The following is a 25,522-nucleotide window of genomic DNA, read 5'->3' on the forward strand; positions in this document are numbered from 1 at the left end:
GAAACGTCATCCTTGGGGAGGCAACGATGTTGAAGGCACTTCGCGCGGGGCTCGCGGTCGGCGTCGCCGCGGTGGCCCTCGCCTGCACCACGCAGGTATGGGCCCAGCAGACGGTCAAGGTCGGTGCGATCTATCCGCTCAGCGGCAATTCCGCGAGCGCGGGCAACTACGAGAAGATGGCGCTCGAGCTCGGCGCCGACATCGTGAACAACGGCAATCCCGACCTCGCCAAGGTCCTGCCGCTTGCCAAGGGCGGCGGCCTGCCGGGACTGAAGGGTGCCAAGATCGAGATGGTCTTTGCCGACAACCAGGGCACTCCGGCCGCCGGCCAGAACCAGACGCTGCGACTGATCACGCAAGAGAAGGTGGCGGCGGTGATCGGCGCATACCAGTCGGGTATCACGCTGACGGCGAGCGCCGTGGCGGAGAAATACGGCATTCCCTTCCTCAACCCCGAGTCGGTCGCGGCAAACCTGACGGAGCGCGGCTTCAAATGGTTCTTCCGCACGACGCCCGTGGCCGCCGACTTCGCCAAGGCCTATTCCGCCTTCCTCAAGGAGCAGAAGGCAGCGGGACGCAAGGTCGACTCGATCGCCCTCGTGCACGAGAACACCGAGTACGGCAATTCGGTCGCCAGCGTGATCGGCAACACCTTTGCCAAGGACGGCCTCAACGTCGGCATGAAGGTCTCGTACTCGGCGAATTCGACCGATGTGCAGCCGCAGGTCCTGCAGCTCAAGGAGAAGAATCCCGACGTCGCGATTTTCATCTCCTACACGTCGGACGCCATTCTCTATGCCAAGACGATGAAGGAGCTGAACTGGAAGCCCGCCATCCTGATCGCCGACGACGGAGGCTTCAACGATCCGGCCTTCGTCAAGGCGATGGGTTCGGTGAGCGAGGGCCTGATCAGCCGTTCGGTCTTCGCGCCCGGCAAGCCGGGCAGCGTGGCCGCGATCTGCGATGCGCTCTACAAGAAGAAGACGGGCGACGGGCTCGACGACGTCTCGGCGCGCGCCTTGCAGGGCTTCTTCGTCATGGCCGACGCGATCAACCGCGCGGGCTCGACCGATCCGGCCAAGATCCGCGATGCGCTTCGGACGACCGATCTCAAGCCCGAGCAGCTGGTCGCCGGCTACGACGGCGTGAAGTTCGACGACAAGGGACAGAACATCCTGGCCTCCACCCTCGTCACGCAGCTCCGCAACAGCCAGTACGTCTCGGTCTGGCCGAAAGCGCGGGCGACGCACGAGCTGGTCCTTCCCTACAGAGGCTGGTAGGCGGATGATCGCCGCGGGCGAGCCTGCATGACGACCGCTCTTCTGCTGCAGGTCGTGGTGAGCGGCCTGCTGCTGGGTGCCGTCTACGCGCTCTTCTCGTCGGGCCTCAGCCTGATCTGGGGCATGATGAACGTCGTGAACTTCGCGCACGGCGAGTTCGTCATGCTGGGCATGTATACGGCCGTGGTGGTATGGACGGCTCTGGGTGGCGGCCCCTGGGCTTCCGTCCCGGTCGCCACCATCCTGATCGCGACGCTCGGCGTCCTCGCCTATTTCCTGCTCGTCAGACACATCATGCGCGGGCCGATGCTGGCGCAAATCCTGGGTACGTTCGGCCTGGCGCTGTTCCTGAGGTACGGCGCCTTGTGGGTCTTCGGCGCCAACTTCAGGACCCTGCCGGACGACCTTGTCGGCCACTCCTTCGTCCTCGGCAGCATCCGCTTCGAGGGATCACGGGTTCTGGCCGGCGCCGTCGGATTCATCGTCACCCTGCTGTTGCACCTGCTGCTGACGCGCACGGCGGTCGGCAGCCGCATGCTGGCCGTATCCGAGGACGCGACAGCCGCGCAGCTCATGGGCATCCGGCCACAGCGCATGCAGGCCCTCGCCTGGGCCCTGGCCGGCGCGGCGACCGGCATCGCGGGCGCGCTGATCGCCACCTTCTTTTACACGTCGCCCACGGTCGGCGAGACGCTCGCCATCGTGGCCTTCGTCACCGTAGCCCTCGGCGGTTTCGGCAGTGTCCTGGGAGCGCTGGTGGCCGGCCTGCTGATCGGCGTGGTCGAGTCGCTCTCGGCCTTCCTGATCGGTCCGGTTTACAAGGACGTGATCGTCTATGCGGTGTTCGTGCTGGTGCTGTGGTTACGGCCGCAGGGCCTGATGGGCAAGGCATGATGACGCCGCGCCGCCTTCTGCAGCTTGCAGCCATCGTGCTGGTGCTCGCCTATCCGATTCTGACGGCCGGCTCGCCGGTCTGGCAGCGGCTCGGTGCGCTGGTGCTGCTCGCCGCCATCAGCGCCTCGGCCTGGAACATCGTCGGCGGCTATGCCGGCCAGGTATCTGTGGGACACGCGGTGTTCTTCGGCATCGGCGCCTATTCCGCCGTGGTTGCCTTCGTGCACCTCGATCTGCCGCCTATACTGGGCGCGCCGGTGGGCATGTTGCTCAGCGTGGCCGTCGCCGTCGTGGTCGGCGTGCCGACGCTTCGTTTGTCCGGGCACTATTTCAGCATGGCCACCATCGCCGTCGGCGAGCTGGTGCGCGTGCTGAGCTCGACCAGCGACTGGCTGGGCGGCGCGCAGGGGCTCGGCGGTCCCGCCATGCCCCGTTCGGTGTTCGACCTCTCCTTCGTCTCGGCCATGCCCTACTACTACATCTTCCTCACGGTCCTCGCGGGGCTGCTGGGGCTCACCTGGTGGATCGAGCGCGGACGCATGGGCTTCTACCTGCGCGCCATCAAGGACAGCGAGCGCGCCGCCCGCTCGCTCGGTGTCTCGGCGGGACGCTACAAGCTCCATGCCTACATGCTGAGCGCGGCCTTCACCTCGCTCGCGGGTTCGCTCTATCTCTGCATGTTCGGCTTCGTCGATCCGGAGTCGGGCTTCGGGATCCTACTTTCGGTCAAGATGGTGGTTATGGCAGCCCTCGGTGGCGCCGGACAGCTCTTCGGGCCGCTGGTCGGCGCCTTGATCCTGGTACCGCTCGAGGAGCTGTCGAACAGCCTGCTGGGCGGGCAGGGGGCCGGCATCACCTTCGTGGTCTATGGCGCCATCATCGTGATCATCGCTCGCTTCCTGCCAAGCGGCCTGCTGTCATTGCTGGAGCGACGACCAGGCAGAAAGACAAAGACAGCGCCCGCGGTCGCGAGCCCTGCGAGCGGCCATGCTGATTGAAGCGCGCGGCATCACTCGCCTGTTCGGCGCGTTCAAGGCCGTGGACAACGCCTCGGTCACGGTCGAGGAGGGCGAGATCTTGGGCCTGATCGGGCCCAATGGCGCGGGCAAGTCGACCTTCTTCAACTGTCTGACGGGCGATCTCGCGCCGAGTTCGGGCAGCGTGCATTTCGCCGGCGTCGACGTGACGCGTGAGCCGCCGGAGGCGCGGGCGCGCCTCGGCCTTGCCCGCAGTTTCCAGGTGCCGCTCACCTTCGAGTCGATGTCGGTGCTCGACAACGCGATGATCGGCGCACTGCTGCGTCATCCCCACGCCGGGGACGCGCGCACCAGGGCGCGGGCGGTGCTGGAGCGCGTCGGCCTTGGCCCGCTCGCCGATGCGCCGGCCAGAAGCCTCGGCACGCCCGGCCGCAAGCGCCTGGAGATCGCCCGTGCGCTCGCCTCGGAGCCGAAGGTATTGTTGCTCGACGAGGCCATGGCCGGCCTTACGCCGACGGAGGTACGCGAAGCCATCGAGCTGGTGCGCCGCATCCATGGCGACGGCATCACCATCGTGATTGTCGAGCACATCATGGAGGTCATCACCTCGCTCGCCCGGCGGGTCGTGGTGTTTCATCAGGGGCGCGAGATCTCTCGCGGAACGCCGCGCGAGGTGACCAGCGATCCGCATGTGATCGAGGCCTATCTCGGCCGGCGCAAAGTCAAGCATGCGGGGGATGGATGAACCCGCCGCTTCTCAAGATCGATCGTCTCGAAGTGCGCTACGGCGATCTGATCGGAGTAGCCGACGTGTCGCTCGAAGTGCCGCGAGGTTCGGTCGTAGCGCTGCTGGGCTCGAACGGCGCCGGCAAGACCACGACGCTGAACGCCATTGCGGGTATCGCCCGCGTTTCGGCGGGTACCATCGCCTTCGACAGCGAGAACATCACCGGCCAGCCGGCCTACGCCATCGTGCGCAAGGGCCTTGCCCTCTCGCCCGAGGGCTGGCGGCTCTTTGCCCAGCAAAGCGTCGAGAACAACCTGTTGCTGGGCGCGACGCCGCTCGCTGACCGCGGCTGCATCCCGCGTCTTCTCGAGCGCGTCTATGCAGCCTTTCCACGGCTGGCCGAGCGGCGGGCGCAGCGCGCGGGGACCATGTCGGGCGGCGAGCGCCAGATGCTGGCCGTGGGGCGCGCCTTGATGAGCGAGCCCAAGCTCCTGCTGCTGGACGAGCCGAGCCTCGGTCTTGCGCCGGCGATCGTCGATTCGATGTACGACAGCTTCGCCGCCCTCCACAAGGACGGCCAGACGATCCTGCTCGCCGAGCAGTCGGTCGACGTCGCCCTCGAGGCTGCCGACCATGCCTATGTGCTGCAGGTCGGCCGCACTGTCCTTTCCGGGCCGGCCAAGGCGATGGTCGACAACCCTGACGTGCAGCGCATCTATCTTGGCGTCGAGTGACGAGTGCTGCGTTCGATCAGAACTGGGCGTGCAGTCGGCCGCTGAGGACGTGCACTGGCCCGCGGTCGGCGTTGAAGGCGGGGTTGACCAGGAGCTGATAGTCCGCAGTCGCGATCAGACCCTTGACCAGCTGTAGCGCGTAATAGGCCTCGAGTACATTTTCCGACGCATAGTTGATCCGGCCATCGCCAACCAGCGGGCCAAGCCCTCCGGCGGCGAAGAAATCGACATGTGGTCCCGCCAGCGTGTTGATGGCGCCGCCTATGCCGATTCTGTCGTCGGCGCGACCCCACGACGTGCCCTTGATCGAGACACCGAGGGACAGGCTGCGATCGATGTCGGTGAAGGCCATGATCTCGTTCTGGCCGTCATTCCAGCTCCAGCGCCCGAATACGCCGATATCGTCGGTGATCTCCTGCTGGAGATTGAGGTAGTAACCGTATTTGATACGTCCCTGGCGCGTCTGCGCGATCGTGTTGTCGGCCGTCACTCCGGCGACATTGGCCAGCGCCACAGCATCGTTGTACGAGCCTGAAAAGACGCTGTTGATGAAGCCGCCGATCTTCAATGCGCCGGGTCGGCCGAAGGGTTGGAACCGCAGCTCCAATTCGCTCACATAACCGCCGCGCGCGAACAGGTTCCAGTCGAACAGATTGCCGTTGGACTCCGTCGGCATCAGGAAATAGCCGGCCCGCAGTGCCCACTGCTTCTGGTTCAGCTCCGCGGCGAGACCGTAGGTCAGGCCGACGCGGTCGGCGGCATAGTCGAAAGCACCAGCGGCCCAGATCGACCAGTTGAGGAAGTCGACGCGCGTATCCTGGGCGTAGTCGTTGGTGTCGAACAGGTCGTGCACGGCGAACTTGCCGACCTGCAGCGTGATCCGAGATATGTCCTTGTCGCCGGCAAGCTGGCCGTAGTCGCTCTCGATCCTCTCGCGCTCGCCGCCCAAGCCGAATTCCTGCCGCAGGAAGAGACGCGAGGTGTTGTAGCGCGGGAAGGGGAAGTTGGATTTCTGCGCCTCGCCGTTGGGATAGCCGCCGGCGCCCACGGTGTTGGCGAGGCCGAAGCCCTGCAGGAGTTCGGGGTTGTAGTAGAGCTCCGCGCCTTGCCAGAGGCGCATGCCGAGGAAGGCGGAGACCGTCCACGTCTCGCGCGACTGGCCGCCGCCCGGCAGGCTGTTGGGACCGTCGTAGGGCGCCTGGAAGGGCGGATAGCCCTGGAAGATGAAGGTCGTCTGGCCGTGAATTTCCCAGGAGCCCGGACCGCGATCGGCGATTCTGCCGTCTTCGTCACGGTTGCCCCGGGCCCCGAAGTGATAGTTGAGACCGACGCGGAATTGATGCAGGTCGTACTGCGAGTCGTATCGCGCCGGCGCCGAGGCGAAGCCGAAGCCGCTCAATCCGAGGTGGGCATAGAGATATTCCAGCCGGGCGGACCAACCGGGAGCGAGCGCGTAGTCAAGGCCGCCGCCCAACGCGTAGCCGACGCGCCATTGGCCTGGTGCGGCATCCTCGTTGCCGGTGGTCAGATCGGTGCGCGAATAGCGCGTGCTGGCCCAGGCAAGGCCGGCGGTGACGAACGGCGTCCATCCGCCCAGCGTGTAGCCGATGCGGCCGCGCAACGTCCCCAGATATTCGAGCTGTTCGTTGCCCGAGCCCGAGTCGGTGGCGCGGTAGGACAGGACCTGGTCGAGATCCTGATAGTTCGCGAACGAGAGATCGGCTTCGATGCCGAGCATCCAGCGTGATGGCAGGTTCCATTCGTAGCCGCCCTGCACGCCGCCGAAGAGGGTGCCGAACAAGGTGGTGCCGCCAGCCGAGGAGACGCCGCCTGTCGGATCGCCCAGCGTAGCCGCGGCCTTGCCGAACAGGTAGCCGACGTGGCCGCCGAAGTAGAAGCCACTGGATGCGGAAGCAGGGTCGACCGCCATACCGGGGCTGGTCTTGAAGATGACAAGCGCGGCGATCATGCCGGCGGCGGACGTGGAGAAACCTCGGCCTGTCTTCATCACGCTTCCTGTAGCACGCGGTCACGAACGCCCGTAACAGGTTCAAACGCGCATCAGCGCGCGCACGTGCGCCGCAGTCGCAGCGGCCAGGGCCTCGAGGTCGTAGCCACCTTCGAGCGCGGAGACGACGCGGCCCTTGCCATGTCGGTCGGCGATCGACATGAGCTGCTCCGTGATCCAGCGGAAATCATCTGTCTCCAGACGCAGCTGCGCCAATGGATCGCGCTTGTGGGCGTCGAAGCCCGCCGAGACGATCAGCAGTTCGGGTGCGAAGCGATCGAGCCGGGGCAGGATGCGCTCGCTCCAGCCGGCACGGAACTCCCCGCTGCCGCTGTTGGGGGCGAGCGGCACGTTCACTACATTGCCGTCGATGCCATGCTCGCGCGCGGAACCTGTCCCGGGGTAGAGCGGATATTGATGGGAGGAGCCGTAGAACAGCGACGCATCGACCTCGACCACCGCTTGTGTTCCCTGGCCGTGATGAACGTCGAAATCGAGGATCGCTACCCGCGCGATGCCGTACTGCGCCTGGGCATGCCGCGCGCCGATGGCGACATTGTTGAACAGGCAAAAGCCGCCGGGAACATCCGGCGTCGCATGGTGACCCGGCGGCCGCACCGCTGCGAAGGCGGTGTCGATGCCGCTGCCGTCGAACACGGCATCGACACCGGCGACGACGGCGCCGGCAGCGTGGAGGGCGGCTTCGGCGCTGCCGGCGCTCATCGCGGTGTCGGGGTCGATCATGACAAGCTCGCCGGCAGGCGGCTGGATGCCGAGAATCGCTTCGACGTAGTTCTCCGGATGAACCCGCTGGAGTTGCTCGAGGGTAGCCGCGGTTGCTGCCGCTCGGTGAAGCAGCGCGAAGGATTCGTCTTCGAGCGCAGCCATCACGGCGCGCAGCCGGTCGGGACACTCCGGGTGGTACTCACCCGGATCGTGCTCCAGAAACGAGGGATGGCTGATCAGCAAGGTCGACATCGGAGCCAGTGTAGAGAGGCTCGACGCCCAAGGCATCCCGGTTGACGTTCATTGCATTGGCCGCCAACTTGGCGGGCAAATGCCCGTTCCAAGTGCGCTTGTCTGTGTTCGTTGCGGCGCCCGCCATCCCATCGACCATTATGCCAAGGACTGCCGGGTCTGCCGCGCCAGGGGGGCGCCGGCCAATCTCACCGTTGCCTATGACGAGCAGCCCGGACAGGGTCTTCGCCGCAATTCGCCCTTCGGGTCGGTGCGCTCGATGTGGCGCTGGGACAGCTTCCTGCATGCGCCGGCCACCGAGGCGGTAACGCTGGGCGAGGGCAACACGCCGCTTCTGCCGGCGCCGTCCCTCGGCCTGGGCGACGTCTGGATCAAGGACGAGTCGCGCAATCCCACCTGGTCGTTCAAGGACCGGCTGGGCTCGGGCGCACTCACCATGGCCCGGCGCTTCGGCGCCAAGATGATCGCCTCGAGCTCGTCGGGCAACGCAGGCGCCGCCGCCGCGGCCTATGCCGCCAAAGCCGGCATTCCCTGCCTGGTGTTCACGTTCGTGGGATCGGCCGGTCCGCTGGTGCTGCAGATGCGCGCCTATGGGGCCATGGTGGTCAAGGTGACCGACAAGGCCGATCGCTGGCGGTTGCAGTCGCTCGGCGTGCGCGAGTTGGGCTGGTATCCAACGTCGCCGTTCTTCGGCCCCGTGGTCGGCAGCAATCCCTACGGCATGGAGGGCTACAAGACCATCGCCTTCGAGATCGCCGAGGCCTTCGGCTGGGAGCCCCCCGACTGGTGCATTTTGCCGGTCTGCTACGGCGACGCCCTCTACGGCATGTGGAAGGGCTTCGAGGAGCTGAAGGCATTGGGCTGGATCGTCCGCACGCCGCGCTTCGTTGCAGCCGAGGTCTCGGGTTCGCTCCCGGCGGCGCTTGTCAGCGGCGATCCAATGCCTCCGGATGTCGGGCGCAATGCAGCCTCGATTGCCACCTCGATCGGGGCGGCGCAGGCGACCGTGCAGGCCCTCGATGTGCTCCGGCGCTCCGGCGGGACCGCGGTGACGGTTGGCGACGACGAGATGCGACGCTGGGTCGTGGCGCTCGCAAGCAAGGAAGGCATCTGGCCGGAGGCCTCTTCCGCCGCGCCCTTCGCCGCTATCGAGCGGCTGCGGGCGGAAGGCACGATCAAGCCGAACGAACGCTGCGTGGCGCTGCTCACGGCGGCGGGCCTCAAGGATCCCGATCCGATCGAAACGGCACTCCCTGAGCCGCCGCTCGTGACCGGCGGCCTGTCGGAGCTGCTGGCTGCGCTCAAGACCACGTACGGCTTTGCCCATGGCTGAGTTCGGTGTCGCCCTGGATGGCCGCGCGCCGATCGCCGCCATTGCCGAGCAGGCGCACGTCGCCGAGCAGGGCGGCGCCTCGACGCTCTGGATCGCCTGCCACCTCTTCCTGCGCGATCCGGTGACGACCGCTGCGCTGGCATTGGCTGCCACAACGCGCATCAAGATCGCATTGATGGCGATGAGTCCGTACTCGATGCATCCGGTGTACATAGCCATGGCCGCGGCGAGCCTTGCGGAAGCGTATCCGGGCCGCGTGATCCTCTGTCTGGGATCGGGCGCGCCGGCCGACCTGAAGGCCGCCGGCATAGCTTCACCACGACCGCTGCTGACGATCAGCGAGTCGGTAAAGGTCTGCCGCTCCCTGTTTGCAGGCAAGGTCGCCGATTTCGACGGCAAGGTCTTCAAGGTCGCCGGCCGCCGGCTGGCGAACGCATCAGGCGACATTCCGATCGTGGTCGCGGCCTCGCGGCCCAACATGCTGCAACTCGCAGGCCGCGAAACCGATGGCGTGCTGGTTTCGGCTGCGACCTCGCCGCCCTTCGTGAAAGCGTGCCTCGACCACGCCGCAGCAGGTGCGGCCGGCAGGCCGTTCCGCAAGTGCGGCATTGTCTATACGCGACTCGGTGCGACCGAGAAGGAGAGTATCGATCCCATCCGCCGGCCCATCGGCTTCGTGCTGCGCGGCGCGCATCATGCCGACAACATTCGTCTTGGCGGCGCTTCGCTCGATCAGGCCGCGCTGGCGGCCGCGTATGCGGCGGAGAACTGGAATGAGGTCGATCGGCTGGTGGATGACGATGTCGTGCGCCGCCACGCCGCTTGCGGGACGCCGGCGCAGGTCAGGGCGAAGCTTGCGGAGTACCGCGGCTTCGGACTCGATGAGATAGTCATCGGCGGCATCGATGATGCGTCGGCCATCGCCGCGGCCTTGGCGGCGGCACATGGATAGAGGATGAAGTTCAGCATCAGCCTGCCCACGGGGTTCGAAGGGGTGATGTATCCGGTTCCCTTCGTCCAACCCGGCGATTTCGCGCGCCTGGCCCGGCTCTGCGAGAAGCTCGGCTACCATTCGGTCTGGGGCAACGATCACATCCAGACCCAGCATTATGTCCGCGAGCTGTTTCCCGACACGCCGCCCAACTTCTACGAATTGATGACGGTGCTCTCCTTCTGTGCCGCCGCCACGACCCGGCTGGAAGTCGGCACGGCACTCGCCGTGCTGCCGATGCGCGATCCGTTCTGGCTCGCCAAGACCGCGGCGACCCTCGATCAGCTCTCGAACGGCCGACTCGTTCTGGCGCTCGGCATCGGTGCCTACCGCGAGGAATTCGTTGCCTGGGCGCCGCGGCTCGCGGCCAAGGCCCGGCGCGGCGAGATGATGGACGAGGGCGTGGCGCTGATGCGGCGGCTGTTCGGCGAGCGGCGCGTGACGCACGAGGGCAAGTACTATGCCGTGCGCGACATCGAGATGTTTCCCAAGCCCAGACGTCGGCCCTTCGCGCTCTGGATCGGCGGCCACAACATGGAGGCGGTGGAGCGCGCTGCTCGCGTCGGCACCGGCTGGCTGCCCGGCTGGCGGCCGTGGCTCGAGCTCGCGGAGCGCATCAAGCTGCTGAAGGCGCGGGCTGCCGAGCTCGGCCGCGATCCCTCTGGGATCGAGATCGCACCGCAATTCTCGCTCACCATCGCCCGGACCGCCGAGGAGGCGGAGAAACGCTACATGGCTTCGGGCCTGGTCGCGCATCGCAAGTCGCTCGCCTATACCGGCCGCGATCTTTCCCAGCAGCTGGTGGCGAATCTCGTGGGCTCGCCCGACCTGATCCGCGAGAAGGTGGAGGGGCTGCGCGAGATTGGTGTTGATCACGCGTGCGCCCTGATGATCCCGGCCGACTCGATAGCCGAGTTCGAGGATCAGGTGGAGTGGTTCGCGAACACGGTGATGTAGCCCTTGCTCTCCCGCGGTACCCGCGATGGGAGGTTAGGCAAACTGTCTGATCACCGTTTCACCGAAACGGCTGAGACCGACCTCGAGGTCGGGCAGGAAGGCGTGCACCGGCAGGATAATGCGGTCGATGCCGCGACGCCGGCGCTCCTCGACCGCCGCCTTGGGATCCTTGCCAGATTTGGGCAGGGCATCGGGACAGCCCGCCATCATCTCGATCGCCTTGGGATCGCGACCGCTAGCCTGAGCTGTATGCCGCACGAGATCGAACAGCGGGAAGGTATCGACCTGGGAGCCGATCGAAGGAAAGAAGCCGTTCCCCAGCCGGCCCGCGCGCTTCGCTGCCGCTTGCGAATGACCGCCGATCACGATCGGCACGCTGCCCCGCACCGGCTTGGGGTTCGAGCTGACCTCGTGGAAGTTCACGAACTCGCCCGAGAAACTCGCGCCATCCTTGGCCCACAGCGCGCGCATCGCCGCGACGTATTCGTCGGATCGCTTGCCGCGCTTCTCGAAGGGGATACCCAGCGCTTCGAATTCCTCTTTCAGCCAGCCAACCCCGATGCCGAGTTCGACCCGGCCACCGCTCATGTGATCGAGGGTCGCCACCTGCTTGGCGAGCACCAGCGGATGGCGCAGCGGCAGGATGATGACACCCGTCATGAAGCGCAGCCTGGTCGTGACGGCAATGGCCGTGGCCATCCAGATCAGTGGATCGGGCAGGGATACGGTGCGATCGCCCGGAAGCCGGCCGGATGCGGCATATGGATAGGTCGAGGTGTAAGTGTCGGGATAGACGACATGGTCGACGGCGATCACCGAGTCGAAGCCCGCAGCTTCCGCCAGTCGCGCGAGCCGCGTCGCGCCGGCCAGGTCGGGAAAGGTGTTGTTGCCGAAATGGAGGGTGAACTTCATGGCAGCAGGTCCGCGACAGCCTTGCGATAGCGCGTGATGGCGTTCAGATGGTCGTCGAAGGTCTTGCCGGCGATACGCTTGTGGTGCGCACTCACGTAGGTCGTGTGCGCATTCACGTGGGTGACGCCCGCCTTCTTCCAGAAGCTGATCTCGCGTCGCCAATCCTCCTCGTTGCCAATGCCGGGCGACACCCAGACTTCAAGGCCAACCGATTCCGGATCGCGGCCGGCGTCGCGAATCATGCCACGGAGCTTGTCGAAAGCTTCCAGCGCCTTGTCGTTCGGTGGATAGGCCAGCGGCATGAAGCCGTCGCCGTACCTGGCCGCGCGCCGGAAAGTCGCCTCAGCATGACCGCCGAACCACACTGGCACGCGCCCCGATTTCGGTCGCGGGTTGATGCCGCCATCGTCGAGGCGATGGAATTCGCCTGCGAATTTCACGTTCGGCTGCGCCCACAGCGCCTGCATGAAGCGCACCTGCTCTTCCGATCGTCGGCCGCGCGTGTGAAAATCCATGCCGAGACCCTGGAACTCGATCTGGTTCCAACCGACACCGACGCCCAGGCGGAAACGGCCGCCGGACAAGGCATCGAGGCACGCCGCCTGCTTGGCGACGAGAGCGGCCTGGCGTTGTGCAAGGATCAGCACGCCGACGCAGAAGCCCACCTTCTTCGTGACGCCCGCAAGGAAGCCGAACAGCACGAACGGATCGTGGTAGGCGGTGGCGTTGGAGCCGATGCGCTCGCCGGCGGGAATGATGGCAGGATTCGCCCCCAGCACGTGATCCGGGCAGACCAGATAGTCGAAGCCCAACCCTTCCGCCGCTTGTGCGTAGTCGCGCATCACGTCGGGACCGGTGCCGATGTCGCCGACCGGCAGTGAAGCGCCAAGCTGCATGGTCTCCCCCTACTCTGCCGCCGCGGCCTTGGCGGGCTTGAGGTCGGTCGAATAGCGGAGATGCACGGGCGCGTCCGCCTCGAACGGGCTCTTGAGATCGAGACTCTTGGCGATCTCACGGAGCGCCGGGAAGACCTCGGTGCCCATCAGCCGGATGCAGGTGAGCGAGTCCTCCTGGCTCACCCGGCCGTCATTGCCCCATAACGCCAGGATGCCGGGGCGCGTCTCCTCGAGGATGCGTCGGAGTCTGGCGATCACGGTCTTGGGTGTGCCGGCGATGATGCGCAGGTCGGCCATCTGCTGCTCGAAGCTGGTCTCGCCGCGCGGATTCTTGGCGCGGCCGGCGGCGAACTCGACGAAGGCGCGGCGATTGCTGGGGGAGCCGTAGCCCGACGGCGTGCTCCACACAGGATGGGCAAGCCCGGTGAACTCACCTTGCATCCAGCGGAACTGCCTGGCGTTCTCGATCGCCTTCTCCTCACGATCGGAAATGTGAACCTGGATCAGATAGCCGCGATTCTCCGGTCCTCCGACATAGCCTGTCTGCAGGGCGACGCTGTCGTAGAGCTCCCAGATCTTCTTGGTCTGCTCGATCGAAGTATTGAGCGCGATGTAGGGGTAGCGCTGCTGTGCCGCCCATACGATCGTCTCCTTGCTGATGACGCCCGGAATCCAGACGCGCGGATAGGGCTTCTGCAGCGGCACCGCCCATGGATTGACCACACGGTGCTGGTAGTGCGTGCCCTCGAAACGGAAAGGCCCGGTTTGGGTCCATGCCTTTACGATCAGCTCGTGCGCCTCCTCGAAGCGCTCCCGGTTGAAGGCGGGGTTGACGCCGGTTGCGAGTTGCTCCTGGCCGCCGCCGCGAACGAAGCCCGAGACCAGGCGGCCCCTGGAGATCATGTCGATCATGGCAAGCTCTTCGGCGAGCCGGACCGGGTTCTCCGCCAGCGGTAGCGGATTACCCAGCATCACGATCTTAACCTTCCTGGTCATGCCGGCCAGGATCGCGGCGAAGATGTTGGCCTTGGCCTGCATGCAGAACGGCGCGTTGTGGTGCTCGTTCAGCATGATGCCATCGACGCCGACCTCCTCGGCCAGCATGTACTGCTCGATGTAGTTGTTGTAGAGCCGCGAGCCCGCCACCGGATCGAAATGCTTGTTGGAGAACATCAGCGCGGTGGCACCGAAGTCGCGGCCGGCCTGCTCGGGATAGGCCGACATCGGCTGCTCGGTGAAATACATCAGGTGCATGGCGATTACCCCCGACCGATGAAATCCGTGACCAGCTTCGCAAGAAGCTCGGGTTGCTCCATGTCGACGCAATGGCCACACGACTTGACGACGTGCAGCTTGGCCTGCGGCAGCGCCTCGACATAGCGCTTGCCGGCGCTCAGCGGCACCACCTTGTCGTCGTCGCCCCAGACCACCAGCGCCGGCACGCACACCGCGCCCAAAAGGTGCGGCAGGGTCTGGCTGTACATGTAGGGTTTCCAGGCAATGCGGAAGCTCATCTCACGACAGATGTCCCACATCTCGAGCTGATCGATAGATGGCTCGGCGCCATACACGCCGTCGAATGCCTTCTGGTCGTGGAAACCTGCGCGGGCATAGTCGATGTAACCGGTGACGGCGAGATCGAGGATATCGCCTTCGGTCGGCTTGATGCCCATCGCGCCCACCAGAACCAGATGCGAAAGGTCCGCAGGCGCCATGCTGGCCATCTCGGCCGCAATCCAGCCACCGAACCCCAGGCCGATAAGGGCGGCATTGCGAAGCCCGAGCTCGCTCAAGAGACCACGATAGATGACGGCGATGTCGCGTATGCTGCGCATCCAGTCCGGCCGCTCCGAACGACTGTAGCCCGGATGATGCGGCACGAGCACGTCGTAGCTTTTCGTCAGCGCGTCGTAAAAGGGAAGGCGATCGAGCGTGCCGGTCTCGTGATGGAGCACCATGACCGGACGGCCACGGCCGGCGCGGGCCACATGGAGCCTCGTCCCTGCAGCGTCCATCGTGGAGTCGGTCCAGTCCAAGACGGCCATAAGCACTCCCTTTTCGCGGGAGCGGGAATGGTTGCAACCCGATGTTGGGGAGTCAAACGATCGCCGGCGCGGCGATTGATCCGCGGTTCGACAAACGTCAGGCGACGCTCTGCAAGAGTTTCGCCCAGCGGTCGAGTTGCGGCAGGATGACGTCCGCCTTGGCCGACTCGAGGCTGACCACGACACGCACGACACCGGCATCACGATCGCGCTTCAGCACATCCTGATCCTCGGTCGCTCCCCAGATCGTCACCGGCACCGTCGCCGGGTCGCGCTCGGCCTCGGCCGCCATCTGCAGGAACTTCGGCAGCAGATCGCGTACATTGGCGTAATCCGGCCGCACGCGGTGCGGCATCCAGCCATCGCCGTAGCGCAGGGCGCGCCTGGCGGCATAGGGGAACGCGCCGCCGACCAGGATCGGCGGGTGCGGCTTCTGTGCCGGCTTCGGCCAGGTCATCATGGGATCGAAGTTCACGAACTCGCCGTGATACTCGGGCGTGGCCTTGGTCCAGATCACCTTCATCGCCTCGATGCGTTCGCGCGCGACCTTGTGCCGGGCCTTGAAGGGCGTGCCGTGATTCTCGATCTCGTCGCTGTTCCAGCCATTGCCGACGCCGAACAGGAAGCGGCCGCCGGAGACCTGATCGATCGAGGCGACGAGCTTGGCGGTCTGGATCGGATCGCGCTGGACCACCAGGCAGATGCCGGTGCCCACCTTGAGCCGGCTGGTGGCCGCGGCCGCCCCGGTCAGGGTCACGAACGGATCCATCGCGTCGTAGTATTTCTTGGGCAGCTCGCCACCGCTCGGAAAGGGCGACTTGCGCGACAGCGGAATATGCGAGTGCTCGGGCGCCCACAGCGATTCGAAGCCACGCTCCTCCAGTGCCCTGGCGAGGTCGCCGGGCGACATGGAATAATCGGTGAAGAACATCGCCGCGCCGAGATGCATGGGTGTTTTCTCCTTCGAGCTATGCCGCGGCCTTCGTCTTCGGCCAACGGGCGGCGGCGAGCGGCAGGACCTTGTCGATCAGTCGCCGCGTCTGGGCGATAATCTCATCGCCGTTGGCGCCGACGGGCCGAAGAATGAATTTCTCGATGCCGCCGCTCACGTATTCGACAACCCGATCCAGGATCGCAGTCTCGTCGCCGATCGCGAAATATCGCTGGGCCTCGCGCCCCGTGCGCTTGGCGTAGGCTGCCATTGCGGCCGTGACGACACCGTCGCTCGCCGCGCCGAAATGGAAAGGAAAGCTGGCACCGTAGTGATCCTTGTCGATCGATCGGCCGGCTTCGGCCGTCGCCATCTTGATCGCGGCAACCACGCGTGCCGCATCGGTGGGCGTCTCGCCACCGCCTTGCCAGCCGGTCCCATATCGTGCGGTTCGTCGGATGGCGGCGTCGGACGAGCCGCCTATCCACATCGGCAGGTCGGGCTGCACCGGCCTTGGCGAGATCGAAGCGCCCGTCAGTCGATAGTGCGTCCCGGCGAAGTCCACGCTGTCCTCGCGCCACAGGCGGGCGATGATCTCCAGTGCCTCGTCGGTGCGCTTGCCGCGGGTGTGCGTATCGATGTTCAACGCCTGCCATTCCGGACCGAGCGGACTGCCGATGCCGAACGCCGGCAGCAGGCGGCCTCCGGAAAGGACGTCGATAGTCGCGCATTGCTTGGCGAGCAGCACCGGGTCGCGCAGGGCGAGCGAGACGACGTTCATGCCGAATCGCAGCCGCCGCGTGCGGCCAGCCAGCGCCCCCATGGTCGCCATGCATTCCAGGATGGGCTGGCGGCTGATCAGCCGGTCGGTCTGCCAGATCGAATCGACGCCGCCGTGCTCGCAGAGATCGACCCAGCGCCAATAGTCGGCGGCCCCGGCGAAAGGGAATTCCATCAAGCCAAGGCCGATGGCGACGGTCATGCATGCGCCTTCGCGAGTGATACCCACTGATCGAGCTGACGGAGGATCTCGTCGCGATTCGCATCCGGGATCGCCAGCAGCGCGCCGTGAATGCCGGCCTTGGCGTAGCCCGCGAGTACCTTGGCTTCGGGCGGGGCGGCGAAGACCGTGACCGAAAGCGAAGCGGGATCGCGCCCTTTCTCGGACGCCATGCGACGCAAGCGGTCGATGCCCTGCACCGGATCGAAGCCGCGTGGCCTTGGCAGCCAGCCGTCGCAGTATTCGATGATACGGCGCAGCGTATGGTCGGTCTCGCCGCCGAGCAGGATCGGCGGGTACGGGCGCTGCCGAGGCTTCGGCCACGACCAGGCAGGATCGAACTTCACGAACTGGCCGTGAAACGAGGCCTTCTCCTCGGTCCACAGCGCCTTCATGGCCAGCACATGCTCGCGCATGATCTTGAAGCGGCTGCCGTGCGTGGCGCCGTGGTTCTCCATCTCGTCGACGTTCCAGCCGCCGCCGATGCCGAAAATGAAGCGGCCGCCCGAAAGCTGGTCGAGGCTCGCGATCGCCTTGGCCGTGACGATCGGCTCGTGTTGCGGAACGAGGAGGATGCCCGTGCCGACCTTGAGTTTCGTGGTGGCGGCCGCGGCGAAGGACAAAGCCACGAACGGATCGTGGGTGTGGGAGTAGCGCTTGGGCAATTCGCCGCCGCCGGGAAAGGGGGTGCGTCTGCTGAGCGGAATATGGGTGTGCTCCGGCACGAACAGCGATTTGAAGCCGCGCTCCTCGAGTGCCCGCCCCAGCTCGCTCATGTCGATTCCGTAGTCTGTCGGGAAATAGCAAACGCCCAGATCCATGCGGAGTCCTCCCGGAATCGATTTTCGACGATACGTCCGCTAACGTCGCGCTGCCAAGCCCCGCAACGCACGGAGACGATCATGCAGCTCGGCCGCCTCGGAGTCTGGTACTCGACCGACAAATTGAACGGAGCGCAGCTCGCCGATCTGGCACGTGCTGTGGAGAAGAACGGCTACACGACTTTGTGGTATCCCGAATCGCGCGGCTACGAATCGATGTCGCTCGCCGCCTTTCTGCTCTCGAAAAGCAGCCGGCTCACGATCGGCAGCTCGATCGCCAACATCTATGCACGCGATCCATTCACCGCCCGCCGCGCCATGGTGTCGCTGAACGATCTCTACGGCGGGAGGTTCGTGCTCGGGCTCGGCGTCAGCCATATCCCGATGGTGGAGGGCCTGCGCGGCCATCGCTACGACAAGCCGCTTGGCGCCATGCGCGCCTATCTCGACGGTCTGCACAAGGACCTGCCAGCGGCGAGCGACGCGCCGGTCCTGGTGGCGGCGCTGGGGCCGAAGATGCTGGCCCTGAGCGCGGAGAAGGCCCAGGGCGCTGTTCCCTACAACGTGACGCCGCAGCATACGGCTGAGGCGGCGAAAATCCTCGGACCCAAGAAGCAACTCGCGGTCGAGCAGAAGGTGACGCTGGAAACCGACCCGGCGAAGGCGCGCTCGCTCGCCCGCAAGGAGCTGGCGCGGTACATGATGTTGCCCAATTACCGCAACAACTGGCTGCGGCTGGGTTTCACCGAAGCGGACCTCGCCAATGGCGGCAGCGATCGCTTCATCGATGCCATGGTGCTGTGGGGCGATGCCGCGGCGGTCAGGAAGGCGCTGCGCGCGCACTTCGATGCCGGCGCCACGCATGTTTGTCTGCAGCCGGTGCATGCCGATGGCGACTTCGCCGGACGCGACCGCATGCTGGCGGCGCTGGCCGACACGTAGCAACGGAGGGACAGCATGGAGTTCGGCATCGCGCTGCCGACGGCGGCGGATTCCTGGAAGCTGGTGCAGCGGGCCGAGGAATTCGGCTTCTCCCATGCCTGGTTCTACGACACGCAAATGCTGAGCGCCGACTGCTTCGTCGCCATGGGCGCCGCGGCCGTGAACAGCCGTCGCATCCGGCTCGGCACCGGCGTGCTGGTGCCGTCGAACCGGATCGCGCCGGTTGCCGCAAATGCCCTCGCCACATTGAACCAGCTCGCACCCGGCCGCATCGATTTCGGTGTCGGTACCGGCTTCACCGCGCGTCGTGCGATGGGCTTCGGCGCGATGAAGGTCAAGGACATGGCGGACTATATTGCACAGGTCTACGGCCTGCTGCGCGGCGAAACCGTCGAGTTCGAGATGGAGGGACAGAAGCGGAAGATCCGCTTTCTCAATCCCGAGCTCGCTCTCATCAACACGCGCGATCCTGTTGCACTTCATCTTTCGGCCTACGGGCCGCGTACACGCGCACTGACTGCCAAGCTCAAGGCGGGCTGGATCGACTTCGTCTCGAGTGCCGAGCATGGCATGCGCGAGGTCGAGGCCATGCGGGCAGATTGGCAGAAAGCGGGACACCCGCTCGGTGACCTGCAGGCTACGGCATTTGCGCTGGGGTGCGTGCTGCAGGAGGGTGAGCCAGCCGATTCCGAGCGTGCGTTGGCACAGGCCGGGCCGAGAGCAGCGGTAATGCTCCATCGTGCGGCAGACGAGGTGTTGTCGGGCCTCAAGCCCGGCACCACCGGGATGCCGAACGCCCGTCCAGAGCTGGCAGGTTACATCGCGCTCGCTCGAACCTTCGAACCGAGGGATGCCCCCTACCTGGAGAACCATCGCGGCCATCTGATGTTCGTGAAGCCGGAGGAAAAGCGCTTCGTCACCGCAGAACTTATCCGCTCCACGTCTTTCACCGCGACCGAAGCCGAGATCAAGGAACGCATCGATCGTCTGCGTGCCGCCGGTTATTCGCAGTTCACGATCCAGCTCGTGCCTGGCCAGGAACAGGCGCTCGCCGACTGGGCGCGAATCCGGAAGGCATTCGTGTAAAGCATGTCATCCCGAGCAAAGCGAGGGATCTTTGATCGGGTGCTGCGGAAGGTCCCTCACCTCGTTCGGGACGACACAGAATGTGGATCTGACGTGGTGCACCCATGACCAAAACTCCGCAATTCGGCATCTCGTTCAGCTTCCAGGCGCATCGCGAGCTAGGCGAGCCGTATGACAGGGCCTATCGCGAGGGGATCGAGCTTGCCGCCGAGGCGAACCGTCTCGGCTTTCATTCGGTCTGGGCGAGCGAGCATCACGGCGAAACGGACGGTTACTGTCCCTCACCCGTGGTGGCCTGCGCCGCTCTCGCGGTTGCCGCGCCGGGTTGCCGGATCGGGCAAGCGGTCGCGCTGGCTCCGCTGCATGGACATCCGCTGCGGCTGGCCGAGGATCTTGCGGTGCTCGACAATCTGTCGGGTGGTCGCGTCGAGATCGGATTGGGCCAGGGTTATCGGCCTGCCGAATTCGAAATGTTCGGCTGGTCCTATGCCAAGCGCACGTCCGCCTTCGAGGAATCGCTCGACATCCTCAGCCTCGCCTGGACAGGCGAGCGCTTCGACTACGATGGCCGCGTCTTCACCGTAGTCGATGGCCTGCTGCGGCCGCCACCGGTCACGCCGGGCCGGCTGCCGCTCTGGATAGGGGCCGCAGCGCCCAAGGCACGGGCGCGGGCGGTGAAGCATCGCGCCGGCTTCCTGGTCGCGCCGCTGATCGAGCTGGAGCATTTGGTGCGCCAGCTCCGGTCATTCGACGAGGAGGTAGCGCGACAGAACGCAGGGCCTCTGCCGCGTGCCTTGATGCGCGAGATCTTCGTGGGCGATTCGCCGGCCGACGCGATCCGCCGCCGCCAGCGCTTCATCGACGAGGTGTATCGTGTCCAATACAAGCCGGAGCGCGTCGGGCTCAGCTACACCGACCGGGTGACAGGCGAGCGCCGTCCGCTCACTTCCGACAATGCCTACTTCATGTCCGAGGGGTTCATGCAGGACCGCTGGTTCCTGGGAACACCCGCTGATATCGCCGGGAAGATTGTCGACTGGCAACCGCGCCTCGACGTCGACCACATCATCTTCCAGCCGCGGCCGCCCGGCATGTCCTTGCGCCAGGCGGTCGGTGAGCTCGAAGTGATCGCGAAGGAGGTCATACCCGTCGTGAAAAGATCCCTTACTTCACTTTCGGCATGACCTCTTCGGCGAAGACCTGCATCTGGTCCAAAAGCTCCTGCACGGAGTCGGCGGCGAAATACAGGCCGAGGAGATGGGTGACACCGGCCTCGCGGAAGGCCAGGGCCTTGTCGACGATCTCCGACGGCGAGCCGATGAGGTTGATCTCCTCGTGTGTGGCCGGCCCCTGGCCCTTGAGCGTCGACTTGGCGAGCGATACCAGATGCTTGTTCATCTGGCTCTTGCGGAAGCTCTCGATCGCGGCAGCGTGCGTCTTGCCGACATGGACGACGAATTGCGGGCAGACCTCGATCTTCCGCCAGTCGCGGCCGGCCTTCTCGGCCTCCTCGCGAAGGGCTTTCACGCCGGCGCGAATCCGCTCGACATGCATGCCGGCCGGCAACCAGCCGTCGGCCCATTTCACCGTACGACGGATATTGTTCGCGTTGTTGCCGCCGACGTAGATCGGCAGCTTCTTCTGATAGGGTTTTGGGAAAAGCTCGACGTCATGGAACTTGTAGAACTTGCCGTCGAAGCTTGCGACGCGCTCCTTGAACAGAAGATTCAGCGCCTGCAGGCCCTCATCGACGATTTCGCCGCGGTCAATCCGGCTGTCCGGTTGCAGCGCCTTGAACTCCTCGCGATAGGCGCCGATGCCGACGCCGAGCTCGAGGCGGCCCTTGCCGAAATGGTCGAGGGTCGCGATCTGCTTGGCCGCCACGACGATATCGTGGCGCATGGGCAGTACCAGGATGCCGGTGCCGACCTTGATGGTCTTGGTGTTGGAGAGGACGAACGCGTAGGTGACCAGCGGCTCCCAGAACCGCGGTGGAACCGGGAACTCGGCGCGAACGTAGTTCTGCGTCGTCATGTGGTCGTTGCCCCACACCGAGTCGTAGCCGAACTTCTCGGCCGCCTGCGCGATCCGGATCACGTTCTCCGGGTCGGAGAACGGGATCGGATAGGTCAGGCCTTCCATTCCGGTCGGCAGGCCGGCACTCACGCGCATCCTGGTGTTCCTTATTCCGCGGCGATGGCGCGCAGCTTGGCGGTGACGGCCTCGTCAATCGTGCCATCGTTGTTCAGCGCCACGCCGTAGTCCTGCCGCGCGGATTCCGCCGAGATGAATCCCTGACGCACATCGGAGGCCACGGCCGCCGCCGGTCGCGTGCGCGGATTGCCAAGCCCGCCACCGCCCGGCATCGCGATGATCACGCGGTCCTTCGGCGGCACGGTCTGCAGGCCCTTGCCGCGCAGCACCTGGCCCGACGACAGGCTGACCCGTCCAGGAGCGCCGTTGAGGCCGCCGTCACGGCCACGAGCGGGATGATCGATTCGGTCGTAGTAGGCGCTGAGGGCGAAGGGTGCCTTGTCGAGCGTGCCGACTTCCATGATCTGGCCCAAGCCGCCGCGGAACTCGCCGGCGCCACCGGAATCCTGACGATACTCCTTGCGCCACACGATGACCGGCGACACCGCTTCGTTGACCTCGATCGGCACGTTGCGGACGCCGCTCGGGAAGGCCGTAGCTGAGAGCCCGTCCGCGCCAGGCCGTGCACCGGTGCCACCGGCATGGAAGCTCATGACGCTGAACGGCTGGGCATGCACGGTCTCGGCCGGATCGCCGTCGGTGGCGCCAGGACCGCCGAGCGCAAAGAGATTCCACAGGCAGGACGTCCCTTCGGCCGGTACGTGCCCGCCCAGCGCCTGGTGCAAACAGCCGAACATGACGTCCGGCAGCATCTGGCCGGTGACGTGACGCGCCGCGACCGGTGCGGGCTTGCGCGCATTGAGGATTGAATCCTGGGGCGCGGTGACACGGATCACCGACAGCGAGCCCTCGTTGTTCGGCACCTTGGGCGCCACGATGCATTTCACGCCGAACGACGAATAGGCCTCGGTGTAACAGACAGGCACGTTGATGCCGTAGGCCGACACGCCTGACGTGCCGGCGAAATCGACATCGATGCCGGTCGGGCCGATCTTCATGGTGGCGACGAGATCGATCGGCTTGTCGTAGCCGTCGACGCGCATCGAGAACTTGTACTCGCCGGGCTTGATCTTCCCGATCGCCTCGAGCGAAGCCTGCCTCGATTTCTCCAGGACGTGGCTGCCCAGCCGGTCGAGATCGTCGATCGCGAACTCGTCCATCATCTCGATCAGCCGGCGGCAGCCGATTTCGTTGCAGGTCGCCAGGGAATAGAGATCGCCGACCACCTGCACGGGCTCGCGTACGTTGGCTGTCACGATGTCGATCAGCGTCTGGTCGACCTTGCCCGCGTGCGCAAAGCGCATCAGCGGCACGTAGAGGCCTTCCTCATGGACATTGCGCGCATCGGTCGTCATGCCCCGACCGCCGATATCGACCACGTGGCAGGTCGAAGCGAACAAGGCCACCATCCTGCCGCGCCGGAAGGTCGGCGTGACGAAAGTGAAGTCGTGCAGGTGGCCCGTGCCCTTCCATGGGTCGTTGGTGAGGAAGACATCGCCTTCCTTCATCGTCCTGGGCGGAAACTTGGCAAGGAAGTGCCGCACGGCGCGGGCCATGGAGTTGATGTGGCCCGGCGTGCCGGTCACGGCCTGCGCAAGCATTGCGCCCTGCAGGTCGAACACGCCCGCCGACAGATCGCCCGCCTCGCGGGTGGAAGTCGAGAAGCCGGTGCGGATCAGGGCCAGCGCTTGCTCCTCGACGACCGCGATCAGGCGGTCCCACATGAGCTGCAGGCGGATGGGCGAGAGAGGGTCGTTGACGTTCATTTTCACACCTTCTCCAACAGGATGGCACCGATCGGGCTCAGCCGCGCGGCAAAGCTCTTGGGCACGATCGTGGTCGTCTCGTCCTCGGCGATGATCGCCGGGCCGGGCACGTGACTGCCGATCGAAAGGTCGGCGCGATGATAGACCGCTACGTCCATCATGTCTTGGTCGGCCGGGTCGTAGACCGGCCGGCGGCCGCGCGCCTCGGCCCGCTTGTCGGCCGGCTGGGGCGGGCATTTCGGCATCGCTGGCTGCGCCGCGGCGAGCCTCAACGTCCAGTTCATGATTTCCACGCCCAGTCCCGGAATCGTCCGGCCGAAAGTCGCGGCATAGCCTTCCTCGTAGAGCTTGATCAATGTCTCCCGGGAACCTGCGTTGAACTCGCCGGCAGGCAGGTCGACTGTGATTTCGTGCCCCTGGCCGCGATAGCGCATATCGGCGGTACGCGTGGCGACAAGCCTGGCGTCCGGTGCGCCCGCTTTCACCACCGCTTGCGCCTCGGCATGCATCTCGGCGAACAGTCTGTTGACGAAGGCGGGGTCGAACTTGTCGTGGTCGAGCTGCACGTAGCGGCTGCGCACGACTTCATAGGCCACCGGCGCCATCAGGAAGCCGACCGCCGAGCCGACTCCGGCGCCCTCCGGCACCAGCACGCGACTGATGCCGAGCTTCTCCGCCAGGCGCGCGGCGTGGATCGGCGCGGCGCCGCCGAAGGCGATCATGGTGCGGTTCTGCAATTCCTTGCCGCGCTCGACGGCGTGCACGCGCGCCGCGTTGGCCATGTTCTCCTCGACGATCTCGCTCACGCCGAAAGCGGCATCGAGGCGTTTGAGGCCAAGCGCCGCGCCGACCGCATCGTCGACCGCCGCTCCCGCCTTCTCGGGCGAAAGCTTGATCGTGCCGCCGGCGAAATAGCCGGGATCGATGCGGCCCAGCACGACGTCGGCGTCGGTTACGGTGGGCGCCGTGCCACCGCGGCCATAGCTCGCGGGTCCCGGCTCGGCGCCAGCGCTTTCCGGCCCGACATTGATGCGAGAGAGCGAGTCGACATGGGCAATCGAGCCGCCGCCCGCACCGATCTCAACCATCTCGATCACGGGGATGCGCAGCGGCAGGCCGCTTCCTTTCAGGAACCGGTACTGCCGCGCCACCTCGAAGGTGCGCGAGTGCTGCGGTTCGCCGTCGTCGATCAGGCAGATCTTGGCTGTCGTGCCACCCATGTCGAACGACAGCACCTTGGCGAGGCCACACTGTCGTGCCAGCGCCGCCGCCAGGATGGCGCCGCCGGCCGGCCCGGATTCGACCAGCCGGATCGGGAACTTGCGCGCGGTCGCGAGCGCGGTAAGGCCGCCGCCGGAGGTCATCATGAAGAGCGGGCAAGTGAAGCCCTGATCCCGTAAAGCCTGGTCGAGGCGGCCGAGATAACGATCCATCACCGGCTGGACATAGGCATTGGCGACGGCGGTCGACCAGCGCTCGTACTCGCGGATTTCCGGCGACACCTCGCTCGAGAGCGTGATCGAGAGAGCGGGCAGCAGCTTGCTCAGGATGTCCCGCGTACGCTGCTCGTGCTTGCCGTCGAGATAGGCGTGCATGTAGCCGATCGCCACCGCCTCGATGCCGGCCGCTGCGATCCTGGGTGCGAGCGCACGCACCGCTTCCTCGTCGAGCGGGATCAGCACGTTGCCGCGCCCGTCGAGCCGCTCGGGAACGCCGAAGCGCAGGTCGCGTGGCACCAGCGGCGGCGGCTTCTGCATGAAGATGTCGTACTGCTCGAAGCGATGCTCGAAGGCCATCTCGATCGAATCGCGAAAGCCTTCGGTCACGATCAAGGCCGTTTTCGCGCCCTTGCGCTCGATGATGGCGTTCGTGGCAAGCGTCGTGCCATGGATGATGAGGCCGAGATCGGCCGGCTTCGCGCCTGTGTGTCTGAGGATCTCGGCGATGCCTGTCAGCACGCCCTCCTCGGGCGCCCGCGGCGTAGTGAGCACCTTCACGCTCGTACGCTTGCCCTTCACCTCGAGCGCGAGGTCGGTGAACGTGCCGCCGATATCGACCGCCAGTCTTGCCTTGTCCATCTCTGCAATACC

At 65.8% G+C, this 25,522-nt stretch carries 23 protein-coding genes; 11 read left to right on the forward strand and 12 right to left on the reverse strand.

Going from position 1 to position 25,522, the window contains the following annotated elements; genetic code table 11:
- Nucleotides 1-26 precede the first annotated feature (26 nt).
- Genes VH499_RS06190 through VH499_RS06210 form a run of 5 tightly spaced genes read left to right on the forward strand, consistent with a single transcriptional unit; the run spans nucleotide 27 to nucleotide 4,612 of the window.
- Nucleotides 27-1,280 (forward strand): ABC transporter substrate-binding protein, encoded by a 1,254-nt coding sequence (locus VH499_RS06190; RefSeq protein WP_332051826.1) that lies wholly within the window; start codon nucleotides 27-29, stop codon nucleotides 1,278-1,280.
- 27 nt (nucleotides 1,281-1,307) lie between these two features.
- Complete coding sequence (locus tag VH499_RS06195) at nucleotides 1,308-2,174, forward strand: branched-chain amino acid ABC transporter permease (protein ID WP_332051827.1); 867 nt, start codon at nucleotides 1,308-1,310, stop codon at nucleotides 2,172-2,174.
- The gene (locus VH499_RS06200) at nucleotides 2,171-3,172 is read left to right on the forward strand and encodes a branched-chain amino acid ABC transporter permease (RefSeq protein ID WP_332051828.1); all 1,002 of its coding nucleotides are present in this window, start codon (nucleotides 2,171-2,173) and stop codon (nucleotides 3,170-3,172) included. Before VH499_RS06195 ends, VH499_RS06200 begins: the two co-directional genes overlap by 4 nt.
- On the forward strand, nucleotides 3,162-3,896 hold the full coding sequence (locus VH499_RS06205) for an ABC transporter ATP-binding protein (RefSeq protein ID WP_332051829.1): 735 nt from the start codon (nucleotides 3,162-3,164) through the stop codon (nucleotides 3,894-3,896). The genes VH499_RS06200 and VH499_RS06205 overlap by 11 nt, the downstream gene beginning before the upstream one ends.
- The gene (locus VH499_RS06210) at nucleotides 3,893-4,612 is read left to right on the forward strand and encodes an ABC transporter ATP-binding protein (protein ID WP_332051830.1); all 720 of its coding nucleotides are present in this window, start codon (nucleotides 3,893-3,895) and stop codon (nucleotides 4,610-4,612) included. The genes VH499_RS06205 and VH499_RS06210 overlap by 4 nt, the downstream gene beginning before the upstream one ends.
- Nucleotides 4,613-4,628: 16 nt before the next feature.
- On the opposite strand, the gene VH499_RS06215 is transcribed toward VH499_RS06210, so the two are convergent.
- Together VH499_RS06215 and VH499_RS06220 are read right to left on the reverse strand one after the other, a co-directional pair.
- On the reverse strand, nucleotides 4,629-6,620 hold the full coding sequence (locus VH499_RS06215; RefSeq protein WP_332051831.1) for a carbohydrate porin: 1,992 nt from the start codon (nucleotides 6,618-6,620) through the stop codon (nucleotides 4,629-4,631).
- A 42-nt stretch (nucleotides 6,621-6,662) separates the two neighbouring features.
- Nucleotides 6,663-7,598, reverse strand: a complete 936-nt coding sequence (locus tag VH499_RS06220; RefSeq protein WP_332051832.1) for a histone deacetylase family protein — start codon at nucleotides 7,596-7,598, stop codon at nucleotides 6,663-6,665.
- 79 nt (nucleotides 7,599-7,677) lie between these two features.
- Between VH499_RS06220 and VH499_RS06225 the strand changes: the two genes are divergently transcribed.
- The 3 genes from VH499_RS06225 to VH499_RS06235 are packed head-to-tail and all read left to right on the forward strand — an operon-like array spanning nucleotide 7,678 to nucleotide 10,879.
- Entirely contained in the window at nucleotides 7,678-8,931 is a 1,254-nt protein-coding gene (locus VH499_RS06225; protein ID WP_332051833.1) for a threonine synthase, read from the forward strand.
- Complete coding sequence (locus tag VH499_RS06230) at nucleotides 8,924-9,883, forward strand: LLM class flavin-dependent oxidoreductase (RefSeq protein WP_332051834.1); 960 nt, start codon at nucleotides 8,924-8,926, stop codon at nucleotides 9,881-9,883. The genes VH499_RS06225 and VH499_RS06230 overlap by 8 nt, the downstream gene beginning before the upstream one ends.
- 3 nt (nucleotides 9,884-9,886) lie before the next feature.
- Nucleotides 9,887-10,879 carry an LLM class flavin-dependent oxidoreductase gene (locus VH499_RS06235; protein WP_332051835.1) on the forward strand — a complete coding sequence of 331 codons (993 nt, stop codon included), beginning with the start codon at nucleotides 9,887-9,889 and terminating at the stop codon, nucleotides 10,877-10,879.
- A 33-nt stretch (nucleotides 10,880-10,912) separates the two neighbouring features.
- Here VH499_RS06235 and VH499_RS06240 read toward each other — a convergent pair whose 3' ends face one another.
- The 7 genes from VH499_RS06240 to VH499_RS06270 form a co-directional block, all read right to left on the reverse strand.
- Nucleotides 10,913-11,791 (reverse strand): LLM class F420-dependent oxidoreductase, encoded by an 879-nt coding sequence (locus VH499_RS06240; RefSeq protein WP_332051836.1) that lies wholly within the window; start codon nucleotides 11,789-11,791, stop codon nucleotides 10,913-10,915.
- The gene (locus VH499_RS06245; protein ID WP_332051837.1) at nucleotides 11,788-12,687 is read right to left on the reverse strand and encodes an LLM class F420-dependent oxidoreductase; all 900 of its coding nucleotides are present in this window, start codon (nucleotides 12,685-12,687) and stop codon (nucleotides 11,788-11,790) included. The genes VH499_RS06240 and VH499_RS06245 overlap by 4 nt, the downstream gene beginning before the upstream one ends.
- 9 nt (nucleotides 12,688-12,696) lie before the next feature.
- Nucleotides 12,697-13,941: an LLM class flavin-dependent oxidoreductase gene (locus tag VH499_RS06250; RefSeq protein WP_332051838.1), complete on the reverse strand. Its 1,245-nt coding sequence runs from the start codon at nucleotides 13,939-13,941 to the stop codon at nucleotides 12,697-12,699.
- A 5-nt stretch (nucleotides 13,942-13,946) separates the two neighbouring features.
- Nucleotides 13,947-14,732, reverse strand: a complete 786-nt coding sequence (locus tag VH499_RS06255) for an alpha/beta hydrolase (protein WP_332051839.1) — start codon at nucleotides 14,730-14,732, stop codon at nucleotides 13,947-13,949.
- Between the two features lie 97 nt (nucleotides 14,733-14,829).
- Entirely contained in the window at nucleotides 14,830-15,681 is an 852-nt protein-coding gene (locus VH499_RS06260) for an LLM class F420-dependent oxidoreductase (protein ID WP_332051840.1), read from the reverse strand.
- A gap of 19 nt (nucleotides 15,682-15,700) precedes the next feature.
- Nucleotides 15,701-16,645 (reverse strand): LLM class flavin-dependent oxidoreductase, encoded by a 945-nt coding sequence (locus VH499_RS06265; protein ID WP_332051841.1) that lies wholly within the window; start codon nucleotides 16,643-16,645, stop codon nucleotides 15,701-15,703.
- A complete protein-coding gene (locus tag VH499_RS06270) occupies nucleotides 16,642-17,484 on the reverse strand; it encodes an LLM class F420-dependent oxidoreductase (RefSeq protein WP_332051842.1) in 843 nt (280 codons plus the stop codon). The genes VH499_RS06265 and VH499_RS06270 overlap by 4 nt, the downstream gene beginning before the upstream one ends.
- Before the next feature lie 81 nt (nucleotides 17,485-17,565).
- Here VH499_RS06270 and VH499_RS06275 point away from each other — a divergent pair, with 81 nt between their 5' ends.
- The 3 genes from VH499_RS06275 (at nucleotide 17,566) to VH499_RS06285 (ending at nucleotide 20,696) form a co-directional block, all read left to right on the forward strand.
- Nucleotides 17,566-18,426 (forward strand): TIGR03620 family F420-dependent LLM class oxidoreductase, encoded by an 861-nt coding sequence (locus VH499_RS06275; RefSeq protein WP_332051843.1) that lies wholly within the window; start codon nucleotides 17,566-17,568, stop codon nucleotides 18,424-18,426.
- Between the two features lie 15 nt (nucleotides 18,427-18,441).
- Nucleotides 18,442-19,512: an LLM class flavin-dependent oxidoreductase gene (locus VH499_RS06280; protein WP_332051844.1), complete on the forward strand. Its 1,071-nt coding sequence runs from the start codon at nucleotides 18,442-18,444 to the stop codon at nucleotides 19,510-19,512.
- 104 nt (nucleotides 19,513-19,616) lie between these two features.
- On the forward strand, nucleotides 19,617-20,696 hold the full coding sequence (locus tag VH499_RS06285) for an LLM class flavin-dependent oxidoreductase (protein WP_332051845.1): 1,080 nt from the start codon (nucleotides 19,617-19,619) through the stop codon (nucleotides 20,694-20,696).
- Here VH499_RS06285 and VH499_RS06290 read toward each other — a convergent pair.
- Genes VH499_RS06290 through VH499_RS06300 form a run of 3 tightly spaced genes read right to left on the reverse strand, consistent with a single transcriptional unit; the run spans nucleotide 20,677 to nucleotide 25,519 of the window.
- Complete coding sequence (locus VH499_RS06290; protein WP_332051846.1) at nucleotides 20,677-21,684, reverse strand: LLM class flavin-dependent oxidoreductase; 1,008 nt, start codon at nucleotides 21,682-21,684, stop codon at nucleotides 20,677-20,679. The genes VH499_RS06285 and VH499_RS06290 overlap by 20 nt on opposite strands.
- Nucleotides 21,685-21,695: 11 nt before the next feature.
- Entirely contained in the window at nucleotides 21,696-23,432 is a 1,737-nt protein-coding gene (locus VH499_RS06295) for a hydantoinase B/oxoprolinase family protein (protein WP_332051847.1), read from the reverse strand.
- Between the two features lie 2 nt (nucleotides 23,433-23,434).
- Nucleotides 23,435-25,519: a hydantoinase/oxoprolinase family protein gene (locus tag VH499_RS06300; RefSeq protein ID WP_332051879.1), complete on the reverse strand. Its 2,085-nt coding sequence runs from the start codon at nucleotides 25,517-25,519 to the stop codon at nucleotides 23,435-23,437.
- Nucleotides 25,520-25,522: the final 3 nt, after the last annotated feature.

Origin of the sequence: Reyranella sp. (assembly GCF_036558665.1) — a bacterium.
Taxonomy (GTDB): domain Bacteria; phylum Pseudomonadota; class Alphaproteobacteria; order Reyranellales; family Reyranellaceae; genus Reyranella.